At 46.4% G+C, this 944-nt stretch carries 1 protein-coding gene; it reads right to left on the reverse strand.

Features of this window, described 5'->3' with window-relative positions:
- Window positions 1–944, reverse strand: a 944-nt coding sequence (locus H1A14_RS23040; protein WP_194778669.1) for a DUF7507 domain-containing protein, incomplete at both ends; no start/stop codon positions are given.

A 944-nucleotide genomic window follows, 5' to 3' on the forward strand; every position in this document is an offset into this window, starting at 1 on the left:
TACCGTCACATTGGTCAGATCTACCGTACCGTTGTTTCTCACCGTGATAGTGTAGACGATCTCGTCACCTTCCTCAGCATAGTTGCTTACATTCGCGGTCTTGGTCACCTCGATGCTGCCACCGTCCACGATGCCCTCAAGGGTTACCACTGCGGAGGCACTGCCTTCCACTAGGTCTCCGTTCGGATCAACTCCTTGAACATTCGCTGTATTGGTGACATTTCCATTGGTAATATCACTTGCATTTACCGTGTAGGTTTCAGTAAACACTTGTTCACTGTTAGCAGGCAAATTAGGAATGGTAGTATCTAATCCTGTTAGTGGGTCAGTTACAGTGACATTCGTCAGTGCAACTGTTCCATTATTTCTAACAGTAATGGTATATACAATTTCATCTCCTTCCTCGCTGTAAGAAGAAACATTGGCAGACTTGGTAATCAAAACACTTCCTCCATCCACAATCCCTTCAAGCGTTACCGTTGCATTGTCGGAAGCTGTAACTGTTTCTCCAAGTCCATCTACTCCTTGGGCTGTGGCTATATTAAGTACAAACCCATTGGCTACATCTGCCTCTGTTATGGTATATGTTTCTGTAAATGTTTCTTCATCTCCAGGGGCAAGCGAAGCAATATTTGTATCAAGTCCAGTGATTGGATCCGTTACAGTGATATTGTTTATGGCAACAATACCATTGTTCCTTACCAAAATGGTGTAATTGACTACATCACCCGCTTCAAAGAAGGTAGTAACATCCGAAGTTTTAATCACTTCCAAACTACCCTCTGCATCAGAATTCACAGTCACGCTGTCGGTGCCCGTCGCATCGCCGCTGTCATCAGTGGCAGTCGCCGTGTTGGTGAAACTGCCGTTGTCGATGTCAGCCTGCGTGATGGTGTAGGTCACCGTGAAGGTTTCCGTGGCACCCGGCGCAAGGCTTGCGATCG

This window comes from Pararhodonellum marinum (genome assembly GCF_015354735.1).
Taxonomy (GTDB): Bacteria; Bacteroidota; Bacteroidia; order Cytophagales; family Cyclobacteriaceae; genus Pararhodonellum; species Pararhodonellum marinum.